The organism is Rhodococcus sp. 15-649-2-2 (assembly GCF_002258645.1).
Classification (GTDB): Bacteria; Actinomycetota; Actinomycetes; order Mycobacteriales; family Mycobacteriaceae; genus Rhodococcoides.
Genome location: NZ_NPFM01000012.1, coordinates 1 through 22,256 on the forward strand (window position 1 = coordinate 1; position 22,256 = coordinate 22,256).

A 22,256-nucleotide genomic window follows, 5' to 3' on the forward strand; every position below is an offset into this window, starting at 1 on the left:
TGCCATTCGCGCGCCATCGTGATGTGACGGTTCACGTTGTCTTCGGCAGTGGGTACCAGCTCCTGCAGAAGCTCGAGCTGTGTCAGATCCCTCGCCATTGGCATGTCTCCTCGCATCGACGTCAGCTCACGAGCCTAGAGCCAAGAGTGCGACGGGTGTGGAGCCTCGCCGAGATTCTGTTAGAGGTAGCAACCGACGCCGACACCGAGTGGTGCGACCTCACAGGTCATTGCTGGACAGGTTCGAGACCGGAGAAGTTCGGTGCTCGGAACACCCACCCGCGAAGGGCGAGGAAACGGGCGGCCCCGAAGAGACCGCTGACAGCGATCACCACCACAACCTGGGCGTAGGCAGCTGCACCAGGAAAGAGGATGTGCATCGCGGCCAGTGCGGCGGTACTCAGACCGAGACCGATCAGAGCGAGCCCGCCGGCTTCCCACTGCGTCTGGAACCAGCCGACCCGGCCGGCCGCGTGGAAGGTGTGACGGCGGTGCAACTCGTTGGCCAGGACGGTGCTGGCAGCAACACCCGCGAGATTGGCCGTGAACGATCCCAGGGATGCGAGGGCGACGAACAACAGGGCGTACACACCGTTGCTCGATACCCCGACGATCACGAAGCGAGCGAACTGAGCGAGAACCGACTCTCCGAGCATCCTCGACTTGATACGGGGCGCACAGCCCGACGGCCCGGGCGTAGCCGAGGCTTTCAGCGAGGTGCTCACGTGATCTCCAGTTGTAGAACCGGAAGCGTCGATCGGCGCTTCGCTTCGATACAACTCCGAACACGGGCACATCGGTCTCGGACGTGACGGACGTCTCAGGCTTTGGAGGAACTTTCTTCCCGAGCACGCTTCTTGCGGTCCAGGTCGATGTTGAGACTGTTGGGCTTGATCGATGCGACGAACAACACCGCAACGAGCACCACCACAACGAGGATGGTGATGACGACCACCGCGATGCCGAAGATTGCCAAAATACCGTTCATGTCCTGCCTCCCGTGTCAGGCAATACGGTACTTGTCGTAGACAGGCCCGTCGACGTGCACCCCCAGCTCACCGATCAGCTCACCAACCGCGCCACCGCACGCATCGGCAACGACAACCAGGTCGGCCGGTTGCGCGCCTCGTACAGAACCTCGTAGACGGCCTTGTCGAGTTCGTATGCGCGCAGCAGGTCGGCCTCGTCGCGCGGATCGTGCCCGGCCACCGATGCGTAGCCGTCGAAGAACGCGGCGATGCTCCGCGCAGCCCACCGGTCGGCTCGCTCTCGCGTCGACGGGTCCTCGGGCTGATCGACCAGCAGATGGTTCGCTGCGTAGTCGAACGAGCGAAGCATTCCCGCGACGTCACGCAGTGAACTGTCCATCTGTCTACGCTCGGCCAAGGTCTTGGCGGGCTCGCCCTCGAAGTCGATGAGCAGCCACCGCTCGGGAGTCCCCAGCACCTGCCCCAGATGCAGATCACCATGGATGCGCTGCACGGTGGTGCTGTTCGACGCCTCTGCCCGCGAGATGAGGGCCGTCGCCGCCGGGATGTACTGGGCGATCTCCGGCACCACCCGCGCCACACCCGAGATACGAGCCAGAATCTCCTCGACAGCGGTCGATTCGACCGAGCGTTCGACGGTACCCAGCACCGAGGCCAGGTCGTGGTGCACCTGCGCGACGGCTGCTCCGATGCGGTGCGCGTCCCGAGCGAAATCGCCGGGCAGTTCTTCGATCGGCGTATCGGGGGAATCGAATACCTCGCGAACACTTGCCAGCGCTGCGGTCCAGCCTTCGGTGGAGTTCGCAGCGAAGTCCTGAATCATGCCCAGAGTGGTCGGCTCACCGCCGACGACGGCTTCCAGCCAGCCCCGCAGCGGTGCGACGTTGGCACTGCCTGCCTCCGCCAGGGCGCGATGCAGTTCGACATCGGGGCTCACGCCCGGCGGAACCTGTCGAAACAGTTTGAGCAACAGCAGATCACCGAGAATCACCGAGGTGTTGGACTGCTCGGCCCCCAGAACCCGACCCGGCAGACCGCTCGGCACACTCGAACCGTCGACGATCTTGAATTCGATGCTGCCCGTGGAATTTCCGGAAGCGAAGGCGTCGCCGTACAGGCCGATGATCTCAGGGTCTCGCAAACCGTCGAACACGGCCACCTCGCCCACCACCGGAAGCACCCACGGCCGGAGCTCGTCGGTCAGCTCGGTGCGGAAGCCCAGCGGCACCTGATACGTCTGCGTCACCACCGCGCCGTCCTGTGTCATTTGCACCTCCACCAGCAGGTGCTCGGCCGCGAAATGCGGTTCGTCACGAAGAACTTCGCGTTCGAGGATCTGCACGGAATCCACGGTCGACCCCTTTGCACCGAACCACCGTTGCGCCGGGAGCCACGTCGCCAGCGCCTCCGTGAGCTGAGGTTCGACCGTGCGTGAAGCACTCGAGCTGGAACCGACCATGAGAATCTCTCGCCGCCTTCTGAGGAGTTTGCGGAGCTGTGACCGTACGAACCGAAACCTACCCACTCCCGGCGACGCTCACACACCGACGGCAACGACACCCGAACGTTATGCAGGTCGTACGCCGGTGCACCGACATGCTCGTACAGTGGTCACATGTCCGCTTCACTGACCGCCCACATCGATGTGCACCGCGCAGGTGATCGACTGAAAACCCGTGTGTCCTGGCTGGACTCGAAACATTCGTTCTCCTTCGGCCAGCACTACGACCCCGACAACACCCATCACGGACTGCTGCTGGTCAACAACGACGACATCGTCACTGCCGGTCAGGGTTTCGAGACGCACCCGCATCGCGACATGGAAATCGTCACCTGGGTGGTGCAGGGTTCGCTGGTGCACCAGGACTCCATAGGCCATTCCGGAATCATCTATCCCGGACTCGCGCAACGGATGAGCGCGGGCAAAGGCATCATGCACTCGGAGAAGAACGACTCCTGGAACATCGACGGCAATCGGCACACCGAACCCGTTCGCTTCGTGCAGATGTGGGTGTTGCCGGACAGTCCTGGCACCACGCCCGGATACGAACAACTCGAAATCGGCGACGAGTTGCTGCGCGGCGGGCTGGTCACCGTGGCGTCGGGCATGGAGAAGCACCGTGGGGAGGCCGCGATCGGCATCTCACAGAAGTCGGCAGCGCTGCACGCAGCCAGGTTGTTGCCCGGGAAATCGGTAACGGTGCCCGACGCGCCTTTCGTCCATGTCTTCGTCGCCCGCGGCACCGTCTCGATGGAGGGCGTCGGTGAACTGTACGAGGGCGATGCCGTCCGCATGAGTTCGACTGGCGGACAACGTATTACCGCTACCGAGCCGGCCGAGGTGCTGATCTGGGAGATGCATTCGCGTCTCGGCGGCTGACATAAACGTTCGATGACAAGTTGATCACGGGAACACGTGGGGCGTGTGCGCAGGGCAGACACCCGCATACACTCCCAGCGTTCGCGATCGCCGACTTCGGAGGTACTCAACGTGTCGAACCAGAATCCGCCTCCGGGTGACTATCCCCCTCCCGGAAACTACCCTTCACCCGGCGAATACCCCCAGCAAGGCGGGTATCCGCAACAGGGCGGGTACCAGGACCAGCCGACAGCACCGAAGAACACGATCGGAACAGTGGCTCTGGTTCTCGCGATTCTGGGTGTGTTGTTCTCCTGGACCATCGTCGGCGGTGTTGTCCTCGGCCTGATCGCCATCGTTCTCGGGTTCGTCGGGCGGTCCAGGTACAAGAAGCGCGTCGCCACCAACGGCACCGTGTCCCTCATCGCGATCATCCTGGGTGTCGTGGCTGCAGCATTGTCGATCATTCTGGTCGTCGTCGGCATCGGTTTGTTCAACGCCGTCGGTGGACAGGACTTCACCGACTGCATCAGCAACGCAGGCAGCGATACTGCTGCGCAACAGCAATGTGCCGACGAATTCCAGCAGAACGTCGAGAACCAGTACGACGACTCGACACCGAACTGATTCTGGGCTGAGGCACTCGCGTATCGGTGCCTCAGCCAGTCCGGTCGCCTCAGGTAGTCAGATCACCTCGGGCCGACAGGTCCGCCACCACCACTTGATTGCCGCCCTGCTGCTTTGCCTCGTACATCGCCGCGTCTGCTCGTCGTAACAATCGCGTGGTGAGCGCGACGACGTCCGCACCGATACCGGAGCCTTCGGAACTCGGGTACGTGCAGTGCGCGACACCTATGCTCACCGTCAGCGGCGCGGAGTCCCCCGCCGAGTGCGCTGCATTTCGATATTCCTCGGCCAACGCTCTGGCCTCGTTCTCGGCCAGCTTGGTCACCACCGCGAACTCCTCACCGCCCACCCTGGCGACCAACACACCGTCCTTCGTCAACCGACGCGCGACGAGCTGCAGGGCCGTGTCGCCCTGGTGATGGCCGAATCGGTCGTTGATCGACTTGAATCGATCCACGTCCACGACCATCACTGCAACGTTGTCTGCACCGAGGAAGTAGACCGGTAGTGCCTCGTCGAGGCCCCGACGATTGCGCACCTGGGTGAGAGGGTCGAAGTTGGCCGCCTGGGCTTGTACCTGAAGCTTGAGCAGCAGGTACTGGAAGAACGTCGGGCCCATGAACGTGATGGGTATCAGCACCACGAGTTGCGCGACGGCCAATCCATGATCGGTGTCGGGTGACAGCAGGATCAGCACGAAGAAGAGCGTCACGGCCGATCCGGCCCACAGGAGATGCAGCGCCATGACTCTCGGACTGTGGAAGAGCTGGACGTAGACGCTGTTGGCGGCGAGCATCGCGAGAGCCAAGAAGACAGACTGAGGCGATCCGTAGGACAACAGGACCAGCGTCACTCCGATGTCCGAGTACCCGGCGAACATCAGGGACACGCGCTTCGACGGCCACGGAGCCTTCAGCCAGGCGACACCGACCAACAGCGTCGACACGATCGCAACCACGAAGATCGACCTACCGATCGCAGAGGTCGGCGGAGAATCGGTGAGCAGCAACAGTGCGGCTGCACCGAGTCCGTAGGAGAACGTACTCAGTGATGCGGCGAGTCGATACGGTACGAGCGCACCGTGCAGATCTAGGTAGCTCACCACCGACTCGTAGCTGTGCGGCTGGTTCCACCATGTGCGCAGGAATGTCGATTGCACCTAACCTCCAGCGCGTTCCGGCCCTGAATCCACCGGACCGGATGCTTCACCGCCGGGCCGGGCCGGACATATCGGCCACCCTCGATGCTATTCGACCGTCGTCACCCTCGGATGTCTCTTCGGCGGAATGCTCCCGACCCCACGGCACCGACGACGATGGCGACCACGAGGAGCCATCCGAAGGGCTCGAGCGAGAAGGCCCCTCCCGGCAATCGCGGCACGTGGGTGAAGGGCGACAGATCGAGCCACGGCTGCGGCAAGCCGACCACCGACCCGATCTGGCCGAGCGCGACGAAGCCGCCCAGGACGGCCCATAGGAGAGTCGCGAATCGAGGGACCGCACCGAACAACGCCACGCCGATGGCCGTAATTACCCACACGGCCGGAAGCTGACCCAGTGCGCCGCCGAGAACGGACGGCAGTTCGCCCGCGATATCGCCGGTGGCCGACCCGTACGTCAGCCCGACGGTGAGACCGACGACCAGCAGCAGCCACGCCGGTCCCAGAACGGCGAGGAGCAGATGCCCTGCCGGCCACCGAAGGCGCGAGGTACCGGTGGCCAGCACGATCTCGGCCAGGCCCGCCTCTTCCTCACTGTGGAGCCGCAGCAGCGCCGATACCGAATAGGCCGCCACCATGATGCCGACGATGCTCAGCACTGCGGCAATGAACGATTGTTCGAGTGTGGTGCCGCCGAATTTTCCGAGCGCGTCACTGATTGCAGTGCTGCTGCCGAGCTGGTCACCGATCCCGTCCGTGGACGATCCGATGACGACGCCGAACAGGGCGAGCCCAACGGTCCAGACTACGACGGTTCCGCGAGAGAGTCGCCAGGCGAGGGCGACGGGACCGGACAGTGAAGGAACGGCAGCCACCCGGCCGCGGCGCTCGGCCCGCAAACCACTGCCGAGATCGCGTCGACTGGCTGCCACGAATGCCGCGGCACAGAACGCTGCTGCAGCCGCCAGCGACAGCAGCAGCGGCCACCACCTCTCGTCGGCGAACGGCCGCACCTGCGCCGACCAACCGATCGGTGAGAACCACGACAGGGTTCCCGAGCCGATGTCGCCGATCGCTCTGAGAACGAACGCTGCGGCCAACACGCCGAGGGCGTAACCGCGAGCCACGCGCGCCCCGGACGCCACCTGCGCCGCCAGCGCCGCACAGCCGACGAACACCGCACCGACGACGACGATCGAGGCACCGAACGCGAGGCTCCCGGTCACCGGTAGACCGAATGCCCACAGGGAGATGAACGACAACATTCCCGTCGCCACAACGCCGCCGCCGGCGAGCAGCACGGCCGCTGTCAGCCCTGCGTATCTGCCCACTGCAGTCGACCCGATCAGCTCGGTGCGCCCCGCATCCTCTTCACCGCGGGTGTGCCGAACGACGGTAAGGATCGCCGCCAGGGGAACAAGGGTGAGCATCAGGCCGGCGCGCCACGCCACCAGGGCACCGAGGTCGCTGCCGAAGATCGGTCCGACGAGCGCCGCTTGTGCCGGCACTGCCTCGGTGCCGATATAGAACGATTGACGGTCTGCCGCCGTCGGATACAGCCCCTCGAAGCTCACCGCGTACAGCAGCGGGAGTGCTCCGAGCAGAACGACCCATATCGGCGCCACCAGGCGATCGCGGCGCAGGTACAACCGCAGCAGTGCCCCCGTCCCGCTCAGGCCGCTCATGCGTAGTACCTCATGAACAGCTCCTCGAGAGTCGGAGCGGAGCTGACCAAGCTCTGCACTCCCGCATCGGCCAGAACGTGCATCACCGCAGCCAGGGCCTCGTTCTCCACTGTGCAGGTGACGGTGGATCTGTCCACGTCGACCGCAGTGACTCCGGCGAGTGTCGCGAGGTCGTCCGGTACTCGATCGACGGTGGCGGTCACCGTCGTGCGGGTGAGGTGCCGCATCGATGCCAGCGTGCCGGTATCCACCGTTCGACCGTCCTTGACGATGGTCACCGAGCTACACAGCGCATCGACCTCGGACAGGATGTGAGACGACAGCAGCACCGTGACTCCGCGTCGGGCAGCATCTTTCACACAGTCGGCAAAGTGCTGTTCCATCAGCGGATCGAGTCCTGATGTGGGTTCGTCGAGAATCAACAGCTCGACGTTCGATGCCAGAGCCGAGATCAATGCAACCTTCTGCCGATTGCCCTTGGAGTACGTTCGGCTGCGCTTGCCGGGGTCGAGAGCGAATCGTTCGAGCAGTTCGGCGCGGCGCGTGGCGTCGATGCCGCCGCGCATTCGGCCCAGAAGATCGATCACCTCACCGCCGGTCAACGACGGCCACAGCGTCACATCGCCCGGGACGTAGGCCAGACGTCGGTGCAACGCCACGGTGTCGGCCCATGGGTCCGCGCCGAGCAGTCGCACGGTGCCGGACGTCGCCCGGACGAGCCCGAGCAGCACGCGAATCGTCGTGGATTTTCCTGCTCCGTTGGGACCGAGGAAGCCGTGCACCTCCCCGGTTTCGACGCGTAGGTCGAGTCCGTCGAGCGCCCGGACCGAACCGAACGTCTTCACCAATCCGTCGACTTCGATTGCCTCGGTCATTTCTTGGCCTCCAGGTACGCGTCCAAAGCTTGTGAATCGGTGAACAGTCCGTCGGTGTAGAGCTCGAGAGCCGGGAGCATGACCTCGTCACCGAGCGCGGTCAGAGCCTCACGGAAGTCGACGTCGGGGCCGGCCATCTGCACGTACAGCAGTAGGCCGCCCACGTTCTGTCTGGTCATGAATCGGGCGCGTGCCGCGGGGTCTCGGCTGGGCGTGAACCGGCCGTCGCGGACACCGTCGTCGATGTACCGGACGGCGTCGTCGACCATGTGCTCGAACAACTCTCGCGCCAGTGCGCCGCCCGCCGAGAAGCTGCGCACGATGTACGCGACGAGCGGCGCGTACTCGTCGATGCGAGCGAGCTGCTCCATCATCCCGGCGGGGCCGGCCGACGCAGTCTTCGATTCCCGGATCACCCGCAGAACGTGCTCGTCACAGGCCGTTCGCAGACCCTCCTTGGATCCGAAATGGTGGTTGACGAGCCCAGGTGAGACGCCTGCCGCCGTGGCGATCGACCGCAACCCGGCGGTGAAGCCCTGTGCGCCGAAGACGTCGATCGCGGTATCGCGGATCCGTGCCCTGGTCGTGAGATCCTCGGTTGCTGTACGCATGTACAGCACATTAAACACCCGTTCAATCAAGCGCAAGAGTGTAAAGATGGACGCATGACTTCAGTAGTGAACTCGGGCATCGATCTCAGCTACCAGGACGAGAACACACGCGCGCAGGACGACCTCTTCGTGCACGTCAACGGCAAATGGCTCGAGGATTACGCCATCCCGGCCGACCGCGCCGTCGACGGAGCCTTCCGGACGTTGTACGACCGCGCCGAAGTGGACGTGCAGACGATCATCGAAGAGTCCGCCTCCTCGAATCCCCCCGCCGGCAGCGACGCGCAGAAGATCGGCGACCTGTTCTCGAGCTTCATGGATGCCGACCGCGCCGAGCAGCTCGGCGTCACCCCGATCGCCGACGAGCTCACCGCCATCGCCGACGCGGCGGACCTCGTCACCCTCGCCGAGGTTCTCGGCTCACTGCAGCGCACCGGCGTGGGCGGTGGCATCGGCCAGTACGTGGACACCGACGCCAAGCAGTCCGATCGCTACCTCGTGCATTTCAGCCAGTCCGGTATCGGCCTGCCCGACGAGTCGTACTACCGCCAGGACGAGTACGCCGAGATTCGTGCGAGCTACGTCGAACACATCTCGAAGATGTTCGCGCTCAGCGGGATCGACTACGACGCGCAGACGGTGTTCGACCTCGAGAAGAAAATCGCGGCAGGCCACTGGGATGTCGTCGCCAGGCGTGACGCCGAGAAGAGCTACAACCTCGTCCAATTCGATACCCTCGTCAAGAACGAGCCCGGATTCAATTGGGCTGCATGGATTTCCGGTCTCGGAGCCACGACCGAGCAACTCGCCGAGATCGTCGTGCGGCAGCCGTCGTTCCTCAGCACCTTCGTTGCACTGTGGGCCTCCGAGGACATCGAAGCCTGGAAGGCGTGGCTCGCCTGGCGCGTCGTACATTCGCGCGCGCCCTTCCTGACGAGCGAGATCGTCGACGAGAACTTCGCGTTCTACGGAACGACGTTGACCGGCACCGAGGAGAACCGGGAGCGCTGGAAGCGTGGAGTCTCCCTGGTGCAGGACGTTCTCGGCGAGGCCGTCGGCAAGCTGTACGTCGAACGCCACTTCCCCGCCGACTCCAAGGCGCGGATGCAGGTGCTGGTCGAGAACCTCACCGAGGCGTACCGCCGCAACATCTCCGAGCTCGAATGGATGAGTCCGGAGACGCGTGAGAAGGCGCTGGACAAGCTGGACAAGTTCACCCCCAAGATCGGCTACCCCGATCGCTGGCGCGACTACTCGGGCGTGGAGATCAGCGCCGACGACCTACTCGGTAACTACCGCCGCGGCTACACCGCCGACCACCAGCGTGATCTCGACAAGCTCGGCGGTCCGGTCGACCGCGACGAGTGGTTCATGACGCCGCAGACCGTCAATGCGTACTACAACCCCGGCATGAACGAAATCGTCTTTCCCGCAGCCATTCTGCAACCACCGTTCTTCGACCCGGAGGCAGACGACGCGGCCAACTACGGCGGCATCGGAGCGGTGATCGGCCACGAGATCGGCCACGGATTCGACGACCAGGGTGCCAAGTACGACGGCGACGGCAACATGGTCGATTGGTGGACCGACAGCGACCGCACCGAGTTCGGCAAGCGCACGACGGCCCTGATCGAGCAGTACAACGAGTTCGAACCCGCGGCGCTGCCAGGGCACAAGGTCAACGGCGAATTCACCATCGGTGAGAACATCGGCGATCTGGGTGGCCTGTCCATCGCGGTCGCGGCCTACGAGATCTCGCTCGAGGGCAAGGAAGCGCCGGTGCTCGACGGCCTGACCGGGTTGCAGCGCGTGTTCTTCGGCTGGTCGCAGGTATGGCGCACCAAGGCACGAGATGCCGAGGCGATCCGTCGTCTCGCCGTCGATCCGCACTCGCCACCGGAGTTCCGCTGCAACGGCGTCGTCCGCAATCTGGACAGTTTTCACCAAGCATTCGACGTACAGCCCGGAGATGCGTTGTACTTGGAGCCGGATGAGCGCGTCAAGATCTGGTAGTACCGGGTAGGACAAGGGGAGGGTGTTCGGATGAGGGAATTCGTACGATGGCTTGCAGCGCACGGGGTCATTCGCTTCGCGGCCAGACGAGCAGCGGCAGCGGGCGATCCGCAGGCCATGCTGGTGGCCGATCCCGCGACGCGGGCGAATCCCACGCCGGTGTACGAAAAGCTGCGCGGCACGGCTCCGCTGGTGAAGACCCGCATCTCGAACATCACCGTGCATCATCGGGTGGCCTTCGACCTGCTGCGCTCCGACGATTTTCGAGTCACCCGGCTGGGCGGCACCTTGCCCGCACCGCTGCAGTGGATCGAACGACACACCAGATCCGGTGCCCTGCACCCAATTCTGCCGCCGTCTCTTCTCTCCGTCGAACCGCCCGATCACACCCGGTACCGCAAACTGGTGTCCTCGGTGTTCACCGCTCGGGCCGTCGCGCAGATGCGCGATCAGGTGCAGGAAACCGCCGATGCACTGCTCGACGAGCTGTCCGACGGTTCTCCGGTGGTCGACATCGTCGATCGCTACTGCGCCCGCTTGCCGGTCGCGGTGATCGGGCGGATCCTCGGCGTTCCGGTGGAAGACAACCAACGGGTACTCGAATTCGGTGAGATGGCCGCACCGAGCCTCGATATCGGCTTGTCCTGGGACCAGTTCAAGCAGGTCGAACGTGGGCTGATCGGGTTTGACGCCTGGCTCTCCCAGCACATCGCCGAGCTGCGCCGCACTCCCGGTGACGATCTGATGAGCCAGCTGATCGCCGCGAAGGACGAGGGCATCGGCCTCAACGACGAAGAGCTCAGGGCCACCGCAGGATTGGTGCTGGCGGCAGGATTCGAGACGACCGTCAACCTGCTCGGCAGCGGAATCCGGTTGCTGCTCGATCACCCCGATCAGCTCGCTGTGCTGCAGCAGGATCCGTCGCATTGGCCCACTGCCATCGACGAGATGCTGCGGATGGAATCTCCGGTGCAGCTGACCGCACGGGCCGCCAAACACGACGTCGTGGTGGAGGGCGTGCCGATCAGCGAAGGATCACTGGTGATCCTCGTGCTCGCCGGTGCCAACCGAGACCCGCTGGTGTTCGAGGATCCGAACAGATTCGACGTCACCCGCGCCAACGCAGGCAAGCACCTGTCGTTCTCGGGCGGACGCCACTACTGCCTCGGCGCAGCACTTGCCAAGGCCGAATCGGAAGTAGGCCTCAAAGCGCTGTTCGACAGGTTCCCCCACCTGCGCTCCGCAGGCGAGGGAACCCGTCGCAACACCCGCGTCCTGCACGGATGGGCCACCCTGCCGATCGACCTCGGTGAGCCCGCTACGACAACCGCAGGCCGGTAGCGGAGTCGAAGAAGAACAACTCGTCCAGCTTGGGCACCAGCCGAACGGTTTCGGCCAGTGCGATGGACAGCTTGCGGTCGACCCGAACCGAGATGCGCCCGGACGGCGTCGTCCACCCACCGTCGAGGCTGGGTGCGGATGCGTAGACGAACGACTCCGCACCCAGTTCCTCGATCAGCTCGACGGTCAGCTGCAAACCGGTGCCGTCGCCCACCAGGTCCCACGATTCCGGACGAATTCCGACCACCACGCGCTCACGTGCCGAGGACGGGACCGGGATGCGCAGTTCGCCGAGTACGGCGGCGCCGTCCTGCACAGGAGCGTCGACGAGGTTCATGCCGGGTGACCCGATGAACCCCGCGACAAACGTGTTGACGGGGTTGTCGTACAGCTCCCGCGGAGCGGCGATCTGCTGCAACTTGCCATCGAGCAGTACCGCGACCCGGTCACCCATCGTCATGGCCTCGACCTGATCGTGGGTGACGTACACCGTGGTGGTGCCCAATCGTCGCTGTAGGCCGGCGATCTGGGCTCTGGTCGATACTCGCAGCTTGGCGTCGAGGTTGGACAGCGGCTCGTCCATGCAGAACACCTTGGGTTGACGCACGATGGCGCGTCCCATAGCTACACGCTGACGCTGACCACCGGACAGCTTGCCGGGTTTGCGACCGAGCAGCGGCTCGAGCTCGAGCATCTTCGCCGCATCGAGCACCCGTGCTGCGGTGTCCGCCTTGCTCATTCCGGCGTTGCGTAGCGCGAAGCCCATGTTGTCCCCGACGGTCATGTTGGGGTACAGCGCGTAGTTCTGGAACACCATCGCGACGTCCCTGGCCCGCGGTGCCAACGAGGTGACGTCCACTCCGCCGATGTCGATGTGACCGCTCTCGACGGATTCGAGACCGGCGAGCATGCGCAGACTCGTCGACTTTCCACAGCCCGAGGGCCCGACCAGGACGATGAATTCACCGTCCGCGATGTCGAGTTCGAGGCTGTCCACAGCGAGCGAATCGGCTCCCGGGTACCGGTGCGAGACGCCGGCGTAGTGAACGGCGGCCATTACTTCGGCAGCTTCGGGGTGATCTGGCGGTCGATGATCTGCTGCAGCTGCTCCGAGATGGACGCGAATGTTGTTGCCACATCGGCGTTCTGCAGTGCGATCTGCTCGAGTCCGCTACCGATGATCTTGTCGCCGCCGGGTACGAACACCCGGGCAGCGTCCTGGGAGCGGGTGCGCGCCAACTGGTCGACGGCCGTCTTCGCGTTGGGGTTGGCCTCGAGGAATGCAATCTCCGACGGGTCCTGCTGCGCCGACTTGCGGACCGGCATGTACCCGGTGTTCTGCGAGAAGTAGGCGGTGTTGGCACCGTTGGTGACGAAGTCGATGAACTTGAGTGCGTTCACCTTTCGCTCGTCCGAGATCTTCGCGGGGACGGCCAGGCCGGCACCACCGGTGGGGCAGCCCGGTGTGCCCTCGGTGGCAGGCAGGAACGCGGTGCCGAACTCGAAGGCGGCACCGGCCTTGATCGTGGAGAGGTCGCCGGTGGAGGCGATCGTGGAGGCGAGGATGCCCGCGGCGAAGTCGTTTGCGATGTCGTTCGACACCGCGGCGTACTTCTTGGTGTGGATCATGTCCTGCAGGAACTTGCCTGCCGCAATGGTATTGGGGTCATCGAACTTCAGCTCGAACTGATCGGAGTACGATCCGCCGAATGTCCAGATCGGCCCCTCGAACGTCCACCCGAGGTAGTCGACAGCGTTGCCCCAACCGTGAGCGAGCTTGCCGTTTCCGACGACGGCCTGGATGCGCGGGCCCCATTCGTCGAATTCCTGCCAGGTGGCCGGTCCGCGATCGGGCAGTCCCGCCTGCTGCCACACGGCCTTGTTGTAGTAGAACAGAGGCGTCGAGCGTGCATACGGCAGCGCCCAGTGGCTACCGTTCCAGTTGTAATCGGCAAGAAGCGAATCCACGTAATCGGACTGGTCGACGCCGGCCGCGGAGAAGTGCTTGTCGAGGGGCTCGATCGCACCGGTGAGTGCGTAGTTGAACCACCAGACATCCGAAAGCACGACGACGTCGGGCACATCGTCGCCCGAGAGTGCCGCGTTGAACTTCTGCGACACCTCCTCGTAGTTCTTGCCGCCGTCGATGAGATTGACCGTCAGGCCCGGGTTCTGAGCCTGGAACCGCGAGATCAGCTCCTTCTCGAACTCCTGGGACTTGCCCGGGTGGTTCGACCAGAAGTTGATGGTGTTCGCATCGCCTTCGACACCGCCGCCGCCGGACGAGCCCGATCCGGGGCCGCTGCATGCCGCGAGGGCTGCGGCGGCCGCAGCCGCACCGGTGAGCGTGAGGAAGCCACGCCGATTGATGATGTGTGCCATGGTGTTCGACTCCTGATAGTGAGGTGGATCAGCCCTTGACCGCACCGGAGGTGAGGCCTTTGATCATGTGGCGCTGCAGGACGAGGAAGACGAGAAGGATCGGCAGAATGGTCAGCACCGTCGCAGCCATCACCGCTCCCCAGTTGGTGTAGCCCTCGCTGTTCTGCAGCAGTGTCAAGCCGACCGGGAGCGGCGCGACCGACGAGTCGTCCGACATCAGGAACGGCCAGAGATATTCGTTCCATTCGGTGACGATCGTGATGATGGCGAAGGCCACCATCGTCGGACCCGACAACGGCAGGATCACGCGGAACATCAGCCGCACCGGCCCGGCACCGTCCATGCGCGCGGCCTCGATGATCTCCGGCGGCAACGACAGGAAGTGGTTGCGCATCAGGAAGGTACCGAAGGCAACACCGGCCAGCGGAATGATGATGCCCTGGAACGAGTTACGCCAGCCCAACTCGGAGATGAGCGAGTAGTTGGAGATGACGGTGATCTGATTGGGCACCATCAGTGCAGCGATGATGACGAGAAAGACGATGTTCTTGCCCGGGAACCGCAGGAACACCAGACCGTAGGCACTCAGTACCCCGAGGACGAACTTGATGGACGACACGGCCGTGGTGATGATGATGGAGTTGCGCAGGTAGGTGAAGAACGGCACCTCCGTCGTCGCCTCGTCGTAGTTCTGCGGATGAAAGACGCTGGGCCACCAGGTGACCGGTTGCACGTAGATATCCGGGCGGTCCTTGAACGAGGTGATCAGGATCCAGAACAGCGGCAGCCCGATCATCAGCAGGACGGCGACCATGGCTGCGTAACCGAGGATGTTCGCGCTTCGGCGCGTGCGCTGCGGGTCGCGACTGCGTGAAACCTTCTCCGGCACTGCCGCATCGGGCTTGCTCACCAAGGTCATCGCTGATCGTCCCGATCCATGATTCGTACCTGCACGAGGGTGACGATCAACAGCACGAGGAACAGGATCGTCGCGACGGTGGCACCGTAGCCGGCCCGAAAGTTGCGGAACGTCTCCTCGTAGACCTGATAGACCATCGTGGTGGTGCCGGTGGCCAGTGGACCGCCGCGCGTCATGACGTTGATGATGTCGAAGACCTGAAGGGAGTTGAGCAGCACCGTGATCGACAGGAAGAACGTCGTCGGACGTAGTTGCGGTAGAAGCACTTTCCGGAATGTGGTCCAGCGGCTCGCCTGATCGATCTCGGCTGCTTCCATCAGTTCCTTGCGCACACCCTGCAGAGCCGCGAGGTAGATGACGAAGGTGTAGCCCAGGTTCTTCCACAGGTACGTCACGGTGATCATGACCATCGCCCACTTGGGGTCCTGATAGAAATCCGGGACGGTGCCGAGGCCGAAGCGTCGCATCAGGTCCTGCACCAAGCCGAAGTTGGGGTCGAAGACGAACTGGAACGCGATGCCGATCGCTGCGCCGGAGATGACGTACGGGGCGAACACGGCGGAGCGAACGAAGTTGCGGCCCCTCAGCTTTCGATCGAGCAGCAGCGCGAGCACCAGACCGAGCACCAACGACCCGACGACGGCCGCGACCGTGAACACGACGGTGTTGCCGACGATCTGCCAGGTGTCGTCGCGGGAGGCCCACTCGCGGTAGTTCTCGAAGCCGACGAACGTGGACGTGGGTGAGGACAGGTTCCAGTCGAAGAACGAGAACTGGAAGTTCTCCACCAGCGGCCGATACGTGAACACCGCCAACAAGGCCAGGTTGGGGCCCACGAGAATCAGGAACAGTGCGTAATCGGTCCACGGCCGCGAGAAGAACTTCTTGTTCTTCTGTGCCGTGGGCAGCACTCGTTCGGTTGTTGCACTCACCGCGAGGACTGTGCTCAGTCTCGGCTAACGAATGGTGAACTGAGCCCCAACGCTCACCGTCGCGCAGACCAACCTATGTGAGCGGAACTTCGTAGTGGGGGTCGAAGTTCCATGCACGTGCGGCGAAGCCGCTCTAGCGGTTCCAGTCTCCGAGTCCGTCGGATCCGCTCAGGGTGCCGCCGTCGGTGTTGACGACGATGACGGGGTCGCCCTTCTGGGCGTTCTCGAAGAACCACTTGCCGTCTTCGGTGCTGACGTTGAGGCAGCCGTGCGAGGAGTTGGAGTAGCCCTGCTGCGACTCCGACCACGGTGCCGCGTGGACGAAGATGCCGCTGTAGGAGATGCGCGTGGCGTACTCGACGTACGTGCGGTAGCCCTCCTCGGAGTCCACCGGGACGCCGTAGGTGGACGAGTCCATGTACATGTCGCGGAAACGCTCGCCGACGATGTAGGTGCCGTTCGGAGTTTCGTGGCCGACCTTGCCCATCGAGGTGGGCATGGTCTTGACGACCTCACCGTTGCGGGTCACGGTGATCTGCTTGGTGTTGTCGTCGGCCGTGGTGATGATCGAGTCGCCGGTGGAGAACTCTGCCTTCGCGCCGCCCGCTTCCACGGTCACCTGGGTATGCGCCGGGTAGAACTCGTTGGGCAGCCACCGCACCTGGGTGTCGTTGATCCAGTAGAAATGGCCGTCGACGGACGGGTTCGTGGTGACGCGAATGGCCCGCAGTGCGGCATCGCGATCGCCGATGGCCTCGTCGAAGCGGATTGCGATGGGCTGCGCAACTCCGACGACCTCGCCGCCGGACGGGCTGATGCTCGGATCTGCGAAGTTGGCAGGTGCGAGCTGCGGAACGAGCGGCTGGGGTGCGGGGGCTGCGGGATCCGAGGATCCGGGCAAGCCGGGAATGGAGACATCCGGGCCACCCGGCCACAGCGGTGCGGCCTGCGCCGACCCGAACGCTGCAGATGCAGCAAGGGCTGTACCTGCGACGATTGCCCCGATACGGGCGAACCTGCGAGTGCGAACCTGTGATGCCATGTGACCCGACCATCCTTCGTACTGCGTCGTGATGCCCACCAGCAGTGCTGCCACGGGGCAACGCCCATTAACACATACCGCTCGGACATTTGCTAATCGGATATTTCCGAAACGGCCGAAAGAAACCCCGAGTACGAGTACCTTGCGCCAACCCGACCCCGACATTGTCTCTGCCGGCCAGAGCGCATGTGTCGACAGGCCCGGAACGGGTACTAGAGAAGGAACCTCATCCGTCCAGACACCGGCGGTTTCCCGTTCGCGGACTGTCCTGAGTCCGGTGTCTGAAAAGGGTGGACCGTGGTCGTCGAAGTTTCTTCCCATATCCCCAGCCGTACCCCCGTCGGTCACATCGTCGTCGTCGTACCGGCGCACAACGAACAGGATCTGCTCGACGCCTGCCTGACGGCACTGTCGCGGGCAGAGCGTCGCGTCGTCGAGGTGGCCCCGGTGACCGTATCGACAATCGTCGTGCTCGATGCGTGCACCGACGACTCCGCCTCGATCGCCGCTCGTCACCCGTCGGTGTCGACCGTGGCAGTCGCGCACCGCAACGTCGGAGCGGCCCGGGCAGCCGGATTCGCGAGCTACACCTCGGAACTCGCAGCCACCACCTGGTTCGCCACCACCGACGCCGACACCCGGGTGGGCGAGGACTGGCTGCTCGGCCATCTTCGGCACGCCACCGACGGCGCTCGGGCGGTAGCGGGCACGGTGTCCGTCCAGTTCGAGGGCCGTGTCGAAGAAGACGTTCGGCTGCGATCGACGTACGACGCGCATTACCGACACGAACTCGGCCATCCACACGTACACGGCGCCAATCTCGGCATCCGAGCGACGGATTACCTCTCCGTCGGCGGATTCGCGCCGCTGGCCACCGGCGAGGATCACGACCTGGTCCGACGCCTCGAACTCGGCGGCATCGCGTGCCGTCGGGTGTGCGACATCTCGGTCACCACATCGGGCCGCCTGCGAGGCAGAGCGCCCGACGGAATGGCCGAATTCCTACGTTCTCTGGAGCCTTCCGCATGATCGACACCGAATTCCGCGAATCGCTCGACACCCCGAAACAGAACACGGGGCTGCGCGCCGCCTTCCTGGCTTTCGAGGCCGACGGGCGTCTCGACCTGGCCCTGCCCGGGTCGGGCTACACAGACCTGCGATGGCAATCGCTCGCCGCCCTCAGTCGGCACAACACCGTTCTCGGCAGATGGTCGGAGGCGCACACCGATGCGATCGCGATCTTGCACGAACTCGACGGCCCGACGCCTGAGCGCGGTCAGATCTGGGGTGTGTGGGCAGCGGAACCGCCGGCACCGATCCTCGAAGCGGTACAGCAGGATTCGGGCTGGGTTCTCACTGGGACCAAGCCGTGGTGCTCCGGCGCGTCGCTGTGCACGCATGCACTGGTGACCGCCCGCGTGGACGGAAGTCCCCGGCTGTTCGCCGTCGATCTGACACATGAGGGCGTCGCACCGGTACCGAACACATGGCATGCCGTGGGCATGAGCGAGAGCGACTCGGGTTCGGTTGCTTTCGATGCCGTCCCCGCAGTCACCGTCGGAGGTCCGACCGACTACCTGACTCGACCGGGCTTCTGGCACGGGGCGATCGGAGTGTCAGCGGCCTGGTTCGGCAGCGCGTGCGCTGTCGCGGACACCCTGCACGCTGCAGTACGGGAGCGTCCGGATCCACATCGCGCGGCCCATCTCGGTGCCATCGCGGCGGCACTCGGCGCGGCATCGAGCGCGCTGACCACCGCGGCGGCCGAGGTGGACGCAGATCCGTTCGACCGCTCCGGTCGCGCTCGAACGCGGGCCCGGATCGTGCGCGCTGTCGTCGAGGATGCGGCCACGCAGTGCATCGACCGCGTCGGTCGGGCTCTCGGTGCCGGCCCCCTGTGCGGTGATGCAGAGCATGCAGGACGCGTCGCCGACCTCACCGTCTACCTGCGGCAGAGCCACGCCGAGCGCGACCTCGAAGCCCTCGGCCGCGACATCGCCGAGGAAGACAACCCATGGTAGAGAACGCCTTCGACGCCGAAGTCGATCTCGGCACCGCAGAATCGGACTGGATGACGGCCGACTGGTCCGTCCCCGGCCTCGAGTGGAATGACGTCGTCACCATGGTCGTCGTCGCCCCACACCCGGACGACGAAATTCTCGGTGTCGGTGGATTGCTGTCGTTGGCGGCCGCGGCAGGCGTCGACGTGCGGGTGGTCGCGGTGACCGACGGCGACGGCTCGCATCCCGGATCCCCGACGGTGACGGCCGAGGACCTGCGTGTGCGACGGCCCGTCGAGTCCGAACGTGCGTTGGCAGAGCTGGGAATCGACCACTCTCCGACGCGTCTGCAGATCGCCGACGGTGCCGTCGAGGAGCACGAGAGTGCAGTGGCCGACGCGTTGATGCCACTGCTCGACGCCACCCCGGGTACCTGGTGCCTGACGCCGTGGCGTGGGGACGGCCATCCCGATCACGAGGCCACCGCGAGAGCCTGTCTCACGGCGGCGAACGCGGTGGGGATACCGGTGGTGGAGTACCCGATCTGGATGTGGCACTGGGCAACTCCGGAGCATCCGGCGGTGCCGTGGACGCGGTGTCGCCGCATCGATCTTCCCCCGCACACCCTCGAAGCCAAACGAGCATCCATCGAGCAGTTCGACTCTCAGATCCGGCCCCTGTCCGATCACCCCGCGGATCGAGCTGTGTTGCCGCCGCACATCCTGGCCCGCTACCGACGACAGTTCGAGGTGGTGTTCGCATGAGCCAGGATTCTCGAACGAGCCCCAATTCTCCAACGAGCCTGAGCGCCGAGTACTTTCGTGATGTCTATGCGGCCGCGGACGATCCGTTCATGCTCGACAGCAAGTGGTACGAGCGGCGCAAGTATGCGCTGACCATGGCGTCGCTGCCCAAGCCGCAGTACCGGCGGGCATTGGAGCCCGGTTGTTCGATCGGTGTACTCACCGAACAGTTGGCCGCCCGGTGCGAGCACGTGGTGTCGACCGACGTGGTGCAGAGCGCCCTCGACTCTGCTCGGACCCGCGTACCGGACTCGGCTGCAGTGGAATTCGCGCTGTGGTCTCTGACGGACGACTGGTCGGCCCTGCCCGACGCGAAGGTCCCCTTCGATCTGATCGTCGTCAGCGAGGTCGGCTACTACCTCGATGCCGCCGATCTGACGTCGGCCATGAATCGCGTCGTCGATCATCTGGAGATCGGCGGGACGCTCGTGGCGGCGCACTGGCGTCACGACGTGGACGACTATCCGATCTCGGGTGATCGAGTACACGAGATCATCGCCGCAACACCAGGATTGGCATTGCTCAGCCGCTACCTGGACGAGGATGTCCGCATCGAGGTCTTTGTCGCCTCGGACGGTCCAGCGGTGTCGGTCGCGAGTACGGACGGCCTGGACGTACGCTGACGGCTCAGTCGGTGGACTTCGCCGCGTCGATCACAAGCTGTTCGGCGAGGTCGGCGAGTTTGACGTTGGTGTCCTGAGAAAGCTTGGCCAACAACGCGAATGCTGCCTGCGAGTTCAGGTTGTACCGCTCCATCAACATGCCCTTGGCCTGACCGATCATGTCCCGGCTCGTCAACGCGGCCCGGATCTGCTGCTCCTCGCGTGCGGTGGAGAACGCGATGGCGGCGTGAGCAGCGAACAGTGAGCCGATGGATTCGGCCTCGTCCGAGAACGCATTCTTGCGGGTGGAATGCAGGTTCAGAGCGCCGAAGTTGATTCCCTCGACGTAGAGCTGGAAGCAGATCATGCTCTTGACCCCGAGCGCGGACGCAGCGTCTGCGAACAGTGGCCAGCGGGTGTCGCTGTCCATGTCGTCGATTCTGATGGTCTTCTGTTCGATGGCCGATTCGAGGCACGGACCCTCGCCCAGTTGCTCCTGAATCTTGTCGCAGTGGCCGGCAGGCTCACCCGACAGCGCAGCACTGTGCACGAACTTGCCCTGCAGCACGGTGGTGATGGACGCGAACTCCGCAGAGGGGACATTGGCCACTGCCGACTCGGTGATGACGGCCAGAACCCGATCCGGATCCGAATGTTGACGCCGGAGCTTCTCGGCCACCTCGGCCAGCCGTCGACTCAGTTGGAAGTCGGTAACCCGCGGGATTGCCCCCGACGCGTTCAGTGTCTGCTCGCTGATGGTGGTCACCTCGTCCTACTGCTGCACTGGTCCCGCCGCTGCACAGGGGCGCATCCCGACATCGGCGGAATGCCGACACCACAGGATACGCCCCAGGCAGCGAAGCTCGAGAACCGTTAGCGGAGCGTCAGAGAGTGCTCGGCGCGATCAGCGAGTGCACGAACCCGATCTTCTTCACGACGGTGGGCGGCAGCACGAACGGGTAGAGGTCCTGATGACCCATCGAGCGGTTGATCTGGTTCAGTGCCCACGACAGCGGCAGCCACCAGTCGACGATCTGATCGAAGCCGACGTCACCGGGCAACGGGCTCTCCAGCGTCGAACCGGCCGGCGCCATCCCGAACGCCGCAGCAGTGTCCAGGGTGTCGCGGATGTGCAGGTAATGCGCGAAGGTTTCGGCCCAGTCCTCGGCGGGGTGCATGGTGGCGTAGGACGAGACGTAATTGTCTTCCCAGCCGTCGGGTGCACCCTCGCTGTAGTGGCGATCGAGAGCGTCCTGGTAGCTCGAATCCGGATCGCCGAACAGTTCCTCGAACGCTGCTCGATGCTCACCGTCTCCGACCAGCACCATCTGGTAGTAGTGGCCGATCTCGTGTCGGAAGTGCCCGACCAGAGTGCGGTACGGCTCGGACATCGCCACCCGCAACTGCTCGCGATGCACGTCGTCGCCCTCGGCCAGGTCGAGAGTGATCAGACCGTTGTCGTGGCCGGTCATCACCTGCTGGTTGGCGCTGGAGAGCAGATCGAACACCAGACCCGTGGACGGGTCCTCGTCTCGTCCCACGATCGGCAGGCCCAGTTCGGTGAGCTCGAGAACGACGCGCCGCTTGTTGGTCTCGGCATCGGCATAGGCGGCCATCGCATCGACGTCGTCGTCGGCCGGGCGGGTTCGGGTCAGCCTGCACGACACACAGAGCTCGTCGGCGTCCGCGGTGTCGACCAACCAGTTGCACCGTGCGGTGTTGAGGTTGGCGCACATCTTCCACGTCGTGCCGTCCACCTCGGCTTCGGCGACGCCGTCGTCGGCCTTGTCCGGGAGCACCAGCAGCGCCCTGCTCGGCAGATGGAAGCCGAGTGCGCTCGAGCAGCTCAGACACAGTGAGTTCTCGAACGACAGCTTCTGTCCGCATTTGCGGCAGATGAAATCACGCATGGATGTTC

Annotated in this window: 22 protein-coding genes and 1 pseudogene; 8 read left to right on the plus strand and 15 right to left on the minus strand. The window is 64.4% G+C overall.

From position 1 onward, the window contains the following. The 4 genes and pseudogenes from CH305_RS29420 to CH305_RS06705 all read right to left on the minus strand — a co-directional run. Positions 1 to 98: pseudogene (locus tag CH305_RS29420) on the minus strand (acyl-ACP desaturase); the annotation flags it as partial. 128 nt (positions 99 to 226) lie between these two features. After that, positions 227 to 655: a GtrA family protein gene (locus tag CH305_RS06700; RefSeq protein ID WP_256983583.1), complete on the minus strand. Its 429-nt coding sequence runs from the start codon at positions 653 to 655 to the stop codon at positions 227 to 229. Between the two features lie 164 nt (positions 656 to 819). Beyond that, positions 820 to 987, minus strand: a complete 168-nt coding sequence (locus tag CH305_RS28980; RefSeq protein WP_155289282.1) for a hypothetical protein — start codon at positions 985 to 987, stop codon at positions 820 to 822. Between the two features lie 74 nt (positions 988 to 1,061). Next, entirely contained in the window at positions 1,062 to 2,447 is a 1,386-nt protein-coding gene (locus CH305_RS06705) for a hypothetical protein (protein ID WP_094703222.1), read from the minus strand. Between the two features lie 156 nt (positions 2,448 to 2,603). Here CH305_RS06705 and CH305_RS06710 point away from each other — a divergent pair, with 156 nt between their 5' ends. Next, entirely contained in the window at positions 2,604 to 3,368 is a 765-nt protein-coding gene (locus tag CH305_RS06710; RefSeq protein WP_037171453.1) for a pirin-like bicupin family protein, read from the plus strand. Positions 3,369 to 3,479: 111 nt separating this feature from the next. Then, positions 3,480 to 3,974, plus strand: coding sequence for a DUF4190 domain-containing protein (locus CH305_RS06715; RefSeq protein WP_230594552.1), 495 nt, complete (start codon positions 3,480 to 3,482; stop codon positions 3,972 to 3,974). Between the two features lie 49 nt (positions 3,975 to 4,023). Here the strand turns inward: CH305_RS06715 and CH305_RS06720 are convergent, their stop codons facing one another. The 4 genes from CH305_RS06720 to CH305_RS06735 form a co-directional block, all read right to left on the minus strand. Beyond that, entirely contained in the window at positions 4,024 to 5,133 is a 1,110-nt protein-coding gene (locus tag CH305_RS06720) for a GGDEF domain-containing protein (RefSeq protein ID WP_094703223.1), read from the minus strand. Between the two features lie 101 nt (positions 5,134 to 5,234). Further along, on the minus strand, positions 5,235 to 6,818 hold the full coding sequence (locus tag CH305_RS06725; RefSeq protein WP_179278215.1) for an ABC transporter permease: 1,584 nt from the start codon (positions 6,816 to 6,818) through the stop codon (positions 5,235 to 5,237). Next, positions 6,815 to 7,693: an ABC transporter ATP-binding protein gene (locus tag CH305_RS06730; RefSeq protein WP_032402834.1), complete on the minus strand. Its 879-nt coding sequence runs from the start codon at positions 7,691 to 7,693 to the stop codon at positions 6,815 to 6,817. The genes CH305_RS06725 and CH305_RS06730 overlap by 4 nt, the downstream gene beginning before the upstream one ends. Further along, the gene (locus CH305_RS06735; RefSeq protein WP_032402851.1) at positions 7,690 to 8,304 is read right to left on the minus strand and encodes a TetR/AcrR family transcriptional regulator; all 615 of its coding nucleotides are present in this window, start codon (positions 8,302 to 8,304) and stop codon (positions 7,690 to 7,692) included. Before CH305_RS06735 ends, CH305_RS06730 begins: the two co-directional genes overlap by 4 nt. 54 nt (positions 8,305 to 8,358) lie before the next feature. On the opposite strand from CH305_RS06735, the gene CH305_RS06740 reads away from it, so the two are divergent. Together CH305_RS06740 and CH305_RS06745 are read left to right on the plus strand one after the other, a co-directional pair. Beyond that, entirely contained in the window at positions 8,359 to 10,317 is a 1,959-nt protein-coding gene (locus CH305_RS06740) for a M13 family metallopeptidase (RefSeq protein ID WP_094703224.1), read from the plus strand. A 30-nt stretch (positions 10,318 to 10,347) separates the two neighbouring features. Further along, entirely contained in the window at positions 10,348 to 11,658 is a 1,311-nt protein-coding gene (locus CH305_RS06745) for a cytochrome P450 (protein ID WP_032377476.1), read from the plus strand. Here CH305_RS06745 and CH305_RS06750 read toward each other — a convergent pair. The 5 genes from CH305_RS06750 to CH305_RS06770 all read right to left on the minus strand — a co-directional run bounded on the left by CH305_RS06750 (position 11,636) and on the right by CH305_RS06770 (position 16,933). Continuing rightward, a complete protein-coding gene (locus CH305_RS06750; RefSeq protein ID WP_094703225.1) occupies positions 11,636 to 12,715 on the minus strand; it encodes an ABC transporter ATP-binding protein in 1,080 nt (359 codons plus the stop codon). The two genes, CH305_RS06745 and CH305_RS06750, sit on opposite strands and share 23 nt — an antisense overlap. Then, positions 12,715 to 14,040: an ABC transporter substrate-binding protein gene (locus CH305_RS06755; RefSeq protein WP_032402837.1), complete on the minus strand. Its 1,326-nt coding sequence runs from the start codon at positions 14,038 to 14,040 to the stop codon at positions 12,715 to 12,717. Before CH305_RS06755 ends, CH305_RS06750 begins: the two co-directional genes overlap by 1 nt. Positions 14,041 to 14,068: 28 nt before the next feature. After that, positions 14,069 to 14,959: a carbohydrate ABC transporter permease gene (locus CH305_RS06760; RefSeq protein ID WP_094676333.1), complete on the minus strand. Its 891-nt coding sequence runs from the start codon at positions 14,957 to 14,959 to the stop codon at positions 14,069 to 14,071. Next, complete coding sequence (locus tag CH305_RS06765) at positions 14,956 to 15,891, minus strand: carbohydrate ABC transporter permease (RefSeq protein ID WP_179278216.1); 936 nt, start codon at positions 15,889 to 15,891, stop codon at positions 14,956 to 14,958. The genes CH305_RS06760 and CH305_RS06765 overlap by 4 nt, the downstream gene beginning before the upstream one ends. A gap of 133 nt (positions 15,892 to 16,024) precedes the next feature. Beyond that, the gene (locus CH305_RS06770; RefSeq protein WP_032402853.1) at positions 16,025 to 16,933 is read right to left on the minus strand and encodes a L,D-transpeptidase; all 909 of its coding nucleotides are present in this window, start codon (positions 16,931 to 16,933) and stop codon (positions 16,025 to 16,027) included. A gap of 297 nt (positions 16,934 to 17,230) precedes the next feature. Between CH305_RS06770 and CH305_RS06775 the strand changes: the two genes are divergently transcribed. From CH305_RS06775 to CH305_RS06790, 4 genes are read left to right on the plus strand one after another with little or no spacing between them, the layout of a single operon-like run. Next, positions 17,231 to 17,962, plus strand: coding sequence for a glycosyltransferase family 2 protein (locus tag CH305_RS06775; RefSeq protein WP_256983581.1), 732 nt, complete (start codon positions 17,231 to 17,233; stop codon positions 17,960 to 17,962). Continuing rightward, positions 17,959 to 18,954: an acyl-CoA dehydrogenase family protein gene (locus CH305_RS06780; RefSeq protein WP_249305144.1), complete on the plus strand. Its 996-nt coding sequence runs from the start codon at positions 17,959 to 17,961 to the stop codon at positions 18,952 to 18,954. Before CH305_RS06775 ends, CH305_RS06780 begins: the two co-directional genes overlap by 4 nt. Further along, positions 18,948 to 19,697, plus strand: coding sequence for a PIG-L deacetylase family protein (locus CH305_RS06785; RefSeq protein ID WP_094703226.1), 750 nt, complete (start codon positions 18,948 to 18,950; stop codon positions 19,695 to 19,697). Before CH305_RS06780 ends, CH305_RS06785 begins: the two co-directional genes overlap by 7 nt. After that, the gene (locus CH305_RS06790) at positions 19,694 to 20,359 is read left to right on the plus strand and encodes an SAM-dependent methyltransferase (protein ID WP_094703227.1); all 666 of its coding nucleotides are present in this window, start codon (positions 19,694 to 19,696) and stop codon (positions 20,357 to 20,359) included. Before CH305_RS06785 ends, CH305_RS06790 begins: the two co-directional genes overlap by 4 nt. 4 nt (positions 20,360 to 20,363) lie before the next feature. Here the strand turns inward: CH305_RS06790 and CH305_RS06795 are convergent, their stop codons facing one another. Further along, positions 20,364 to 21,104, minus strand: coding sequence for a GAF and ANTAR domain-containing protein (locus CH305_RS06795; RefSeq protein WP_094608756.1), 741 nt, complete (start codon positions 21,102 to 21,104; stop codon positions 20,364 to 20,366). 118 nt (positions 21,105 to 21,222) lie between these two features. After that, positions 21,223 to 22,248: a putative zinc-binding metallopeptidase gene (locus CH305_RS06800; RefSeq protein ID WP_032402840.1), complete on the minus strand. Its 1,026-nt coding sequence runs from the start codon at positions 22,246 to 22,248 to the stop codon at positions 21,223 to 21,225. Between the last annotated feature and the right edge of the window lie 8 nt (positions 22,249 to 22,256).

Excerpts from the sequence above, each read along its gene's own strand:
- CH305_RS06700 (WP_256983583.1), bottom strand. The coding sequence starts at position 655 with ATGCTCGGAGAGTCGGTTCTCGCTCAGTTCGCTCGCTTCGTGATCGTC.
- CH305_RS28980 (WP_155289282.1), bottom strand. The coding sequence starts at position 987 with ATGAACGGTATTTTGGCAATCTTCGGCATCGCGGTGGTCGTCATCACC.
- CH305_RS06705 (WP_094703222.1), bottom strand. The coding sequence starts at position 2,447 with ATGGTCGGTTCCAGCTCGAGTGCTTCACGCACGGTCGAACCTCAGCTC.
- CH305_RS06710 (WP_037171453.1), top strand. The coding sequence starts at position 2,604 with ATGTCCGCTTCACTGACCGCCCACATCGATGTGCACCGCGCAGGTGAT.
- CH305_RS06725 (WP_179278215.1), bottom strand. The coding sequence starts at position 6,818 with ATGAGCGGCCTGAGCGGGACGGGGGCACTGCTGCGGTTGTACCTGCGC.
- CH305_RS06730 (WP_032402834.1), bottom strand. The coding sequence starts at position 7,693 with ATGACCGAGGCAATCGAAGTCGACGGATTGGTGAAGACGTTCGGTTCG.
- CH305_RS06735 (WP_032402851.1), bottom strand. The coding sequence starts at position 8,304 with ATGCGTACAGCAACCGAGGATCTCACGACCAGGGCACGGATCCGCGAT.
- CH305_RS06740 (WP_094703224.1), top strand. The coding sequence starts at position 8,359 with ATGACTTCAGTAGTGAACTCGGGCATCGATCTCAGCTACCAGGACGAG.
- CH305_RS06745 (WP_032377476.1), top strand. The coding sequence starts at position 10,348 with ATGAGGGAATTCGTACGATGGCTTGCAGCGCACGGGGTCATTCGCTTC.
- CH305_RS06750 (WP_094703225.1), bottom strand. The coding sequence starts at position 12,715 with ATGGCCGCCGTTCACTACGCCGGCGTCTCGCACCGGTACCCGGGAGCC.
- CH305_RS06755 (WP_032402837.1), bottom strand. The coding sequence starts at position 14,040 with ATGGCACACATCATCAATCGGCGTGGCTTCCTCACGCTCACCGGTGCG.
- CH305_RS06760 (WP_094676333.1), bottom strand. The coding sequence starts at position 14,959 with ATGACCTTGGTGAGCAAGCCCGATGCGGCAGTGCCGGAGAAGGTTTCA.
- CH305_RS06770 (WP_032402853.1), bottom strand. The coding sequence starts at position 16,933 with ATGGCATCACAGGTTCGCACTCGCAGGTTCGCCCGTATCGGGGCAATC.
- CH305_RS06780 (WP_249305144.1), top strand. The coding sequence starts at position 17,959 with ATGATCGACACCGAATTCCGCGAATCGCTCGACACCCCGAAACAGAAC.
- CH305_RS06785 (WP_094703226.1), top strand. The coding sequence starts at position 18,948 with ATGGTAGAGAACGCCTTCGACGCCGAAGTCGATCTCGGCACCGCAGAA.
- CH305_RS06790 (WP_094703227.1), top strand. The coding sequence starts at position 19,694 with ATGAGCCAGGATTCTCGAACGAGCCCCAATTCTCCAACGAGCCTGAGC.
- CH305_RS06800 (WP_032402840.1), bottom strand. The coding sequence starts at position 22,248 with ATGCGTGATTTCATCTGCCGCAAATGCGGACAGAAGCTGTCGTTCGAG.